Genomic DNA, 9,009 nt, shown 5'->3' with positions numbered 1-9,009 from the left:
GTTCGGAGCTGGCGCGCCAACTGTCGGACCGGTTGACGATGGTGCACGGCGTCCGCATCACCCAACGCATGGACCTCGGCGAGTCGGTGCTGCATCGCTACGACCCCGAGACAAAGACGCTGGTACTCAACAACCATCTCTCCTCGGGCCAGACCGTGTTCAAGATGGCCGCCGAACTGGCATATCTGGAGTTCGGCGGCCTCATCGACAAGCTCGTCGACGAAGGCAAGTTCACCAGCGACGAGTCGACCCGCTTGGCGCGGATGGGGCTGGCCAACTACTTCGCCGCCGCAATGATGTTGCCCTACACGCAGTTTCACGATGTCGCGGAGAAATTCCGTTACGACGTCGAGCGGGTCTCGGCGTTCTATTCGGTCAGCTACGAGACGATCGCGCACCGCCTCTCGACCCTGCAACGGCCGTCCATGCGTTGGGTGATGCGGACGCCGTGCACCATCGTCAACCGGTCCGACAGTTGGCGCGCCAGCTCCGAACGCTGCATCCGCATGCGGATGGTGAGATCTTCTGCGGCGGTGTCGAGTTCGTGCAGATAGTTCTGCCGTTCGTAGAAGTAGTCGCGGACTTCCTCGTGCGGCATGGTGATCGCGCCCGAACCTGAGCTGAAGCCCCCGCCGCCGGCGTTGAACCGGTCCTCGGTGGCCGCCGCCAACTGGGTGGTGGTCAGCTGGTAGCGGCGGTGCAGGTTCACCATCGCCCGGGCCAAGTTGGGGTGCGCGGCGACCATGTCCGCGATCTCCGTGAGGTCGACGTCGATGTCGAGATCCCGGTCGAGCGTGACCTCGCGCAGCTCGGCGACCAGCCGGGTGTCGTCCTCGGAGGCGAAGAACGTCGCATCGACGCCGAACACCTCCGTGATGCGCAGCAGGACCGCGACGGTCAGGGGGCGCACGTCGTGCTCGATCTGGTTGAGATAGCTCGGCGAGATGTCCAGCATCTGCGCCAGCGCCGCCTGGCTGAATCCGCGCTCGCTGCGTAGCTGCCGAACCCGTGATCCGACAAAGGTTTTCGCCACGTCAACCAGGGTAGCAACGATGCGAAGAGGTCCTTCGCATTGTTGGCAGATCGGCCGTTGTGGCAGGATCAGCGGTCGTGAGCACCAAGAAGGGGTCGGCAGCAGGCGCCGCGCAGGGGCTGGCCAAGACCATGATGCCCGTCCCTGATCCGCACCCCGACGTCTTCGATATCGAGTGGCCGCTGCGGGTCGCGGACGTGGACCGCGAAGGCCGGCTGAAGTTCGACGCCGCGACCCGTCACATCCAGGACATCGGCTCGGACCAGCTGCGGGAGCTGGGCTTCCAGGAGACCCATCCGCTGTGGATCGTGCGCCGCACGATGGTCGACATGATCCGCCCGATCGAATTCCAGGACATGCTGCGGCTCCGCCGCTGGTGTTCGGGCACGTCGAACCGGTGGTGCGAGATGCGGGTGCGTATAGAAGGCAGGCGGTCAGGCCTCGTGGAGTCGGAAGCCTTCTGGATCAACATCAACCGCGAGACTCAGGGGCCGGCCCGGATCTCCGACGACTTCCTCGAGGGCCTGCGGCGCACGACCAACGTCGACCGGCTGCGGTGGAAGCCGTACCTGTCGCCGGGCAGTCGCGAGGACGCCGACGAGATACGGGACTACCCGGTCCGGGTCAGCGACATCGACATCTTCGATCACATGAACAATTCGGTGTACTGGTCGGTGATCGAGGACTACCTGCTGCACCACCCCGAACTGGAGCGGTTTCCGCTACGCGTGACGATCGAGCACGACGCCGCGGTGGCACTCGGCGACAGACTCGAGATCCTCAGCCACACGTTCCCGCCCGGTTCGACGGACAAATTCGGTCCGGAACTGACGGACCGCACTGTTACAACGCTCACATATGCGGTCGGCGACGAGGCCAAGGCCGTCGCATCGATCTTCAAACTCTGATCATCGCCCGTTTAACAGTACGGGCGTACTGACCTGCGCATATGGCTACTGGTCGGTAACTACTGAACCGGTCAAGCGCAAGTCGATCTTCGCAAAATTCGCTAATCCGGTGGAGTGGTTGGCGAAAGTTGGCACTCGAAACGGCTGGACCTGCGCTAATGGAGTAAGGCATCCTCGTGGTAGCGAATCCGCTGAACCGTTTGGGTGTTAACAAGCCGGGCACTCCGGCCGCGCCGCAGCGATAGTGAACAGATTGAAGGAGCGCCATGTCAACCGTTGGCAAGCCGAAGAGCGCAGAGGAAATTCAGCGCGACTGGGACACCAATCCCCGTTGGAAGAACGTCACCCGTGAGTACTCCGCTGAGGACGTCGTCGCGCTGCAGGGCACCGTGGTCGAGGAGTCGACCCTGGCCCGCCGCGGCGCGGAGATCCTGTGGAACCAGCTGCACGACATGGAGTTCGTCAACGCGCTCGGCGCGCTGACCGGCAACATGGCCGTCCAGCAGGTCCGTGCCGGCCTGAAGGCCATCTACCTGTCCGGGTGGCAGGTCGCCGGCGATGCCAACCTGTCCGGCCACACCTACCCCGACCAGAGCCTGTACCCGGCCAACTCGGTGCCGCAGGTGGTCCGCCGCATCAACAACGCGCTGCTCCGTGCCGATGAGATCGCCAAGGTCGAGGGCGACACCTCGGTCGAGAACTGGCTGGTGCCGATCGTCGCCGACGGCGAGGCCGGCTTCGGTGGCGCGCTGAACGTCTACGAGCTGCAGAAGGCGATGATCGCCGCCGGTGTCGCGGGCTCGCACTGGGAGGACCAGCTGGCCTCGGAGAAGAAGTGCGGCCACCTCGGTGGCAAGGTGCTGATCCCGACCCAGCAGCACATCCGCACGCTGACCTCCGCGCGCCTGGCCGCGGACGTCGCCGACGTCCCGACCGTCGTGATCGCGCGCACCGACGCCGAGGCGGCCACCCTGATCACCTCCGACGTCGACGAGCGCGACCAGCCGTTCATCTCCGGTGAGCGGACCAAGGAAGGCTTCTACCGCGTCAAGAACGGCATCGAGCCGTGCATCGCGCGTGCGAAGGCCTACGCGCCGTACGCCGACCTGATCTGGATGGAGACCGGCACCCCCGACCTCGAGCTGGCCAAGCAGTTCGCCGAGGGTGTGCAGGCCGAGTTCCCGGACCAGATGCTGGCCTACAACTGCTCGCCGTCGTTCAACTGGAAGAAGCACCTCGACGACGCCACGATCGCGAAGTTCCAGAAGGAGCTCGGCGCGATGGGCTTCAAGTTCCAGTTCATCACGCTGGCCGGCTTCCACGCCCTGAACTACTCGATGTTCGATCTGGCCTACGGCTACGCCCGCAACCAGATGAGCGCGTACGTCGAGCTGCAGGAGCGCGAGTTCGCCGCCGAGGAGCGCGGATACACCGCGACCAAGCACCAGCGCGAGGTCGGCGCCGGGTACTTCGACCGGATCGCCACCACGGTGGACCCGACCAGCTCGACCACCGCGCTGAAGGGTTCGACCGAAGAGGGTCAGTTCCACTGACATCTCGGTGAGTAAGCCAAGCCCAGTAGGCTCACGAGGCCCAACGGCTTGTCATCAGGCCCCGTCCTTATATTGGGCGGGGCCTGATGTTGTGGAGAGGACGCAATGAGGATTGAACGAGTGGGCGTGGTCGGCGCCGGACAGATGGGCAGCGGCATCGCCGAGGTGTCGGCGAAGTCCGGCGCGAACGTCGTCGTCTACGAGCCGTCCGAGGAACTCGTCGAGGCCGGGCGCAAGCGGATCACAGGATCGCTGGAGCGGGCGGCGAGCAAGGGCAAGCTCTCCGAGGCCGATCGCGATGCGACGCTGGCGCGGTTGAGCTACACGACCAACCTGTCGGATTTGGCCGATCGCCAGCTGGTGATCGAGGCCGTCGTCGAGGACGAGGCCGTCAAGGGCAAGATCTTCGCCCAGCTCGACGAGATCATCACCGACCCCGACGCCGTGCTGGCATCGAACACGTCGAGCATCCCGATCATGAAAATCGCTGCGGCGACTAAGAATCCGAGCCGCGTGCTGGGGTTGCACTTCTTCAATCCAGTGCCGGTGCTGCCGCTCGTCGAGTTGGTCAACACGCTCGTGACCTCGGACGGCGCGCTCGCGCGGGTTGAGCAGTTCGCCGGCGAGGTGCTGGGCAAGCAGGTCGTACGGTGTTCGGACCGTTCGGGTTTCGTCGTCAACGCGCTGCTGGTGCCGTATCTGTTGTCGGCGATCCGGATGGTGGAGTCGGGTGTCGCCACGGTCGAGGACGTGGACAAGGCGATCGTCGCGGGGCTGTCGCATCCGATGGGGCCGTTGCGGCTTTCGGACCTGATCGGCCTGGACACCATGAAGCTGATCGCCGACTCGATGTTCACCGAGCTGAAGGATCCGCACTACGCGCCGCCGCCGCTGTTGCTGCGGATGGTCGAGGCGGGTCAGCTCGGCAAGAAGTCAGGGCAGGGCTTCTACAGCTACTAGTGCCGAGCGCACGCGCCGCAGGACCCCGGCCCGGGCGTATCGCAGTTGCCGGCTGCTGACGCGGATGATGTTCCAGCCCTGCGCGGCAAGGTATTCGAGTCGTTCGATGTCGGCGGCATAGTGGTCGGGATTCGTCCAGTGGTGTTCTCCGTCGTACTCGACACCGATCTTCCACTGCGGCCAACCCATGTCGACTCGTCGCTTGCCAACACGGATCTGGGTGACGGGTCGCGGCAATCCGCTTCGCACGAGATGCAGCCGCAACTCGGTTTCCTTCGGCGATTCAGCGCCGCCGTCGACGAGGTCTAGTGCGCCGCGTAGCCGACGGATATGCCGGGCGCCGGGGTAGCGATCCGCGATCGCATGTACTTCGGCGGGAGTGCAACCGGTCGCGTTGAGCAACGCGTCGATGCGCACGATGGCCGTATCGCCGACGACGCGACGGCCCAGGTCGTAAGCGGTTCGCGCGGGCGTCGTGCAGTCGAGGCTGCCGCGAACACAGACCTCGTCGTCGGCGAGAGCGCCACGATGAATCACGATCCCCGGCGGGCCGGGCTGGTACGCGTGGGCGATCTCAGCCGGACCATCGTCGGGAAGCCAGCGTGTTCCGAGCATGGCCGCTGCGGAGTGTCCAACCAGCGTCGCTTCACCTCGCGACCACAGCCAAGCGGCGAGTGCTCTATCGGACGCAGTGAGTCGTACCCCTTCCGGTGCATAGATGTTGTTGTAGATCTTGACGTATTGCTTGCGGAGCATCTGGCGCGTCACCACGCCGGCCGCGAGCGCTTCGCTCGCAACGATGATTTTCTGCACATTTATTAGGCGCACCAGGCGGCCGATCGGTTCCACAACCGAGCGTCGTAATGATGACGAAATTCCGAGCAAATCCGTCATCTCTACGACTCTCGGCGCCAAAGGCCTCAGGAATCGAGCAGGCGCTTGCGTTCCGCTTCGACGTCGAAATCCGCAGGCGGATACGATAAGTCGAGACCCTCGAGCGCATGGATCAGCAGCTCGGTCACAGCGAGCCGGCTGAACCACCGGCGATCGCTCGGCACGACATGCCACGGTGCGTAGTCCGTCGACGTGCGATCGAGCACCGCCTGGTAGGCCTCCTGATACTGGGGCCACTTGAGGCGCTCGTCGATGTCGTCGGGGTTGTACTTCCAGTATTTCGTCGGGTCGTCGAGCCGCTCGAGCAGCTGCTTCTTCTGCTCCTCGAGCGAGATGAACATCGCCACTTTCACCAATGTCGTTCCGCCGTCGACGAGTTCGCGTTCGAACACGTTGATTTCGTCGTATCGCGCACCCCACACGTCCGGCGGCACCAGGTCGTGTACCCGAACGATCAGCACATCTTCGTAGTGCGACCGGTCGAACACGCCGATGTGTCCCGCCGGCGGCAGCGCGCGCCGGATGCGCCACAGGAAGTCGTGCGCCAGTTCCTCCTGCGTCGGCTTGCCGAACGCGGTGTAGCGCACGCCCATCGGATTCACGGCTCCGACAACGTGTTTGACGATGCCACCCTTACCCGCGGCATCCATGCCCTGCAGCACCAACAGCACCGAGCGGGAGTCGTCGGCGCCCTTCGAGCTGGCGTAGAGCATCTCCTGCAGCTCGGCGAGGCGGTCGCTGCGGTTGGCCTGCACCGGTAAGGCGTCGCTCTTGGAACCGTCGAACCCCGGTGTCGACGAGGTGTCCAGATCGGCGATCTTGTCGCCGGCCCGGAACCGCACCGCGTCGGCGATGGGCAACGCGCCCGATGAGCTCACTGGCTGTCTCGCGGCGGCAGCGCCGGCGACGGGTGCGGCTGACTCCGGAACGCCTCCAGCGACCCGCCCACTTCGACGATGCCGCACAACGCATTCCACGACAGCATGGTCAGGTAGTCGATCAGCTCGTCGGAGCTCATGCGCCGATTCGACATCCACGAGTGCGTGGCCAGTTGAACGCCACCGACGGTGTGGAAGGCCCACGGCTCGACACCGCCGGTGTCCATACCGGCCTCCTGCATCCGTCGGCGCAACATCACCGCCAGCATGCGGGCGATGATCTGCTCGGATGTCGCGATCGCGCGGCTCTTGCTCGCCGAGTTGTTCGCCATCACGAACTGATACGGCTCGGGTTCGGCGGCGACCGTCTCGACGTAGACGCGGATGACTTCGCGAGTCAGCGCGAAACCGTCCAGGTTCGACGACAGCGCGGCGGCCATGTTCGGGATCAGGGTGGTCTGGGCGAACCGCATCATCACCGCGGTCGTGAGATCGTTCTTGTCGACGAAATAGCGGTACAGCACCGTCTTCGAGACACCGATTTCGGCCGCGATCTCATCCATGCTGACGCCGCTTCCGCGGCGCCGAATCGCCTCCAGGGTGCCATCCACCAGCTCGTTGCGACGTTCCACCTTGTGTTTGTGCCAACGCCGCTTGCGGCCATCTGTCTTGACCGCGATCGCTTCGGACTGTTGTGCCACTATCCCCGTGATCCGTTCCCTAGTTCCCCTCGATAGTACGGCTGATCTTGACACCGCGGGTTGTCGGACCGGGGGCCCAGCGCGACGTAGCGGATGATGGAGGAGTGGCACACAGACCGAGCGCCGGACGACCCGCTCCGACGGCTCCGACCGCTCCGCGGAGAAGCTTCGCCGAGTCCCTAGCCGGGGCCGACTCCGCCGCCGACGCGGAACGCCGCCGCGCCCTGAGGCGCATGAAAGTCGTCGCACTGAGCTTCCTGATCGGTGCCACGGTCGTCTTCCTGCTCTGTACGTGGGCCCAGTCCACGGGTGATGCGCCCGGATGGGTCGGCTTCGTACGCGCGGCCGCGGAGGCCGGCATGGTCGGCGCGCTCGCGGACTGGTTCGCGGTCACCGCGTTGTTCAAGCACCCGCTCGGCATCCCGATCCCGCACACCGCGATCATCAAGCGCAAGAAAGACCAGCTCGGAGAGGGCCTCGGCGCCTTCGTTCGGGAGAACTTCCTATCGCCGGAGGTCGTGTCGACCAAGCTGCGCGATGCCGATGTCGCCGGCCGGCTCGGGAAATGGCTCTCCGATCGGGCACACGCCGAACGGGTGGCCGCCGAGACCGCGACTGTGCTGCGGGTGCTGGTGGAAATGCTGCGCGACGAGGACGTTCAGGCCGTGCTCGACCGGATGATCGTCAAGCGCATCGCCGAACCGCAATGGGGTCCGCCCGTGGGCCGGGTGCTGTCCACGCTGCTGGCCGAACACCGGCAGGAGGCCCTGCTGCAACTGCTCGCCGACCGCGCCTTCCAGTGGTCGCTCAACGCCGGACCCGTCATCGACCGGGTGATCGAACGCGATTCACCCACCTGGTCCCCGCGCTGGGTGGACCACCTCGTCGGCGACCGCATCCACCGCGAATTGATGGACTTCACCGATAAGGTGCGCCGCAACCCCGACCACGAACTGCGGCGCTCGGCCACCCGGTTCCTGTTCGAGTTCGCCGACGACCTCCAGCACGACGAGGCCACCATCGAGCGCGCCGAGAACGTCAAGGAACAGGTCATGGCGCGCGACGAGGTCGCCCGCGCCGCCGAGACCGCGTGGACCGCGGCCAAACGCATTCTGTTCGAGTCGGTCGACGATCCCTCATCCACGCTGCGGACCCGGATCGCGGATTCGGTGATGCTCATCGGGGAGTCGCTGCGCGACGACGCCGACCTGCGCGACAAGGTCGACAACTGGATCATCCGGGCGGCTCAGCACCTGGTCGCCGAATACGGCGTCGAGATCACCGCGATCATCACCGACACCATCGAGCGCTGGGACGCCAACGAGGCCAGCCGCCGCATCGAACTCCACGTCGGACGCGATCTGCAGTTCATCCGGATCAATGGCACCGTGGTAGGTGCACTCGCGGGCCTCGTCATCTATTCGATAGCCCAACTTATGTTCTGACCTGCGCTAACTAGTGCTTGCAAAAGTTAGCACTCCGTCGTACGGTAGGGACGTCGCTTACTGGATACCCGATGCACGGAGGGCTTCGCATGTCGCAGGATGACAATCTTGCCGTCGTCGTGTCCAACGCTGCTCAGACCGCCGCCCAGGACATCGGCACCTTCATCCGAACACAACGCGAGGCCGCTCAGGTATCCGTACGACAGCTGGCCGAGAAGGCCGGCGTCAGCAATCCCTACCTCAGCCAGATCGAGCGGGGATTGCGGAAACCCTCCGCGGACGTACTGAACCAAATCGCCAAGGCGTTGCGGCTGTCGGCGGAGGTGCTCTACGTGCGGGCCGGGATTCTCGAGCCCAGCGAGAAGAGCGAGGTGCGCGACGCCATCGTCAACGACGCGGCGATCACCGAGCGCCAGAAGCAGGTGCTGCTCGACATCTACACGTCGTTCTGCCAGCAGAACGAGGCCGAAGTAGGCGAGCCCGGCAGCGAGACGGAAGAGGGGCTGACGACTGAATAGAGACCCCATTTTCTGATCACCACCGCAAATCGAACGACACCTTTGAGAAAGGAACACCATGGCCAAGAACACCCCCGCCAAGAACCAGCCCACCGTTGACGACCTGAAGGCGCCGCTGC

General features: G+C 64.8%; 8 protein-coding genes and 2 pseudogenes. 6 read left to right on the top strand and 4 right to left on the bottom strand.

What is annotated here, in order from left to right; all coding sequences use genetic code 11:
• Window positions 1-38 precede the first annotated feature (38 nt).
• Window positions 39-347: pseudogene (locus A5698_RS27860) on the top strand (ImmA/IrrE family metallo-endopeptidase); the annotation flags it as partial.
• 74 nt (window positions 348-421) lie between these two features.
• Here A5698_RS27860 and A5698_RS06420 read toward each other — a convergent pair.
• Window positions 422-1,033 (bottom strand): annotated as a pseudogene (locus A5698_RS06420) (helix-turn-helix domain-containing protein); the annotation flags it as partial.
• A gap of 131 nt (window positions 1,034-1,164) precedes the next feature.
• Between A5698_RS06420 and A5698_RS06415 the strand changes: the two are divergent.
• The 3 genes from A5698_RS06415 (at window position 1,165) to A5698_RS06405 (ending at window position 4,454) form a co-directional block, all read left to right on the top strand.
• Complete coding sequence (locus A5698_RS06415) at window positions 1,165-1,941, top strand: acyl-[acyl-carrier-protein] thioesterase (protein ID WP_068294598.1); 777 nt, start codon at window positions 1,165-1,167, stop codon at window positions 1,939-1,941.
• Between the two features lie 266 nt (window positions 1,942-2,207).
• On the top strand, window positions 2,208-3,494 hold the full coding sequence (gene aceA / locus A5698_RS06410; RefSeq protein WP_067088559.1) for an isocitrate lyase: 1,287 nt from the start codon (window positions 2,208-2,210) through the stop codon (window positions 3,492-3,494).
• Between the two features lie 105 nt (window positions 3,495-3,599).
• On the top strand, window positions 3,600-4,454 hold the full coding sequence (locus A5698_RS06405; protein ID WP_068294592.1) for a 3-hydroxybutyryl-CoA dehydrogenase: 855 nt from the start codon (window positions 3,600-3,602) through the stop codon (window positions 4,452-4,454).
• Here the strand turns inward: A5698_RS06405 and A5698_RS06400 are convergent.
• The 3 genes from A5698_RS06400 to A5698_RS06390 form a co-directional block, all read right to left on the bottom strand.
• Window positions 4,428-5,267 carry an endonuclease domain-containing protein gene (locus A5698_RS06400; RefSeq protein ID WP_156670628.1) on the bottom strand — a complete coding sequence of 280 codons (840 nt, stop codon included), beginning with the start codon at window positions 5,265-5,267 and terminating at the stop codon, window positions 4,428-4,430. The two genes, A5698_RS06405 and A5698_RS06400, sit on opposite strands and share 27 nt — an antisense overlap.
• A 107-nt stretch (window positions 5,268-5,374) precedes the next feature.
• Window positions 5,375-6,226, bottom strand: coding sequence for a polyphosphate kinase 2 family protein (locus A5698_RS06395; protein WP_068294589.1), 852 nt, complete (start codon window positions 6,224-6,226; stop codon window positions 5,375-5,377).
• On the bottom strand, window positions 6,223-6,927 hold the full coding sequence (locus A5698_RS06390; RefSeq protein WP_068294586.1) for a TetR/AcrR family transcriptional regulator: 705 nt from the start codon (window positions 6,925-6,927) through the stop codon (window positions 6,223-6,225). The genes A5698_RS06395 and A5698_RS06390 overlap by 4 nt, the downstream gene beginning before the upstream one ends.
• A 104-nt stretch (window positions 6,928-7,031) precedes the next feature.
• Here A5698_RS06390 and A5698_RS06385 point away from each other — a divergent pair, with 104 nt between their 5' ends.
• Together A5698_RS06385 and A5698_RS06380 are read left to right on the top strand one after the other, a co-directional pair.
• Window positions 7,032-8,372 carry a DUF445 domain-containing protein gene (locus A5698_RS06385; RefSeq protein ID WP_067088552.1) on the top strand — a complete coding sequence of 447 codons (1,341 nt, stop codon included), beginning with the start codon at window positions 7,032-7,034 and terminating at the stop codon, window positions 8,370-8,372.
• A gap of 89 nt (window positions 8,373-8,461) precedes the next feature.
• Window positions 8,462-8,890 carry a helix-turn-helix domain-containing protein gene (locus tag A5698_RS06380; RefSeq protein ID WP_067088551.1) on the top strand — a complete coding sequence of 143 codons (429 nt, stop codon included), beginning with the start codon at window positions 8,462-8,464 and terminating at the stop codon, window positions 8,888-8,890.
• The last annotated feature ends 119 nt before the right edge of the window (window positions 8,891-9,009 follow it).

The sequence above is a fragment of the Mycobacterium sp. E136 genome, from assembly GCF_001666865.1.
Lineage (GTDB): Bacteria > Actinomycetota > Actinomycetes > Mycobacteriales > Mycobacteriaceae > Mycobacterium.
This window is presented reverse-complemented; position numbering and strand designations above follow the sequence as displayed.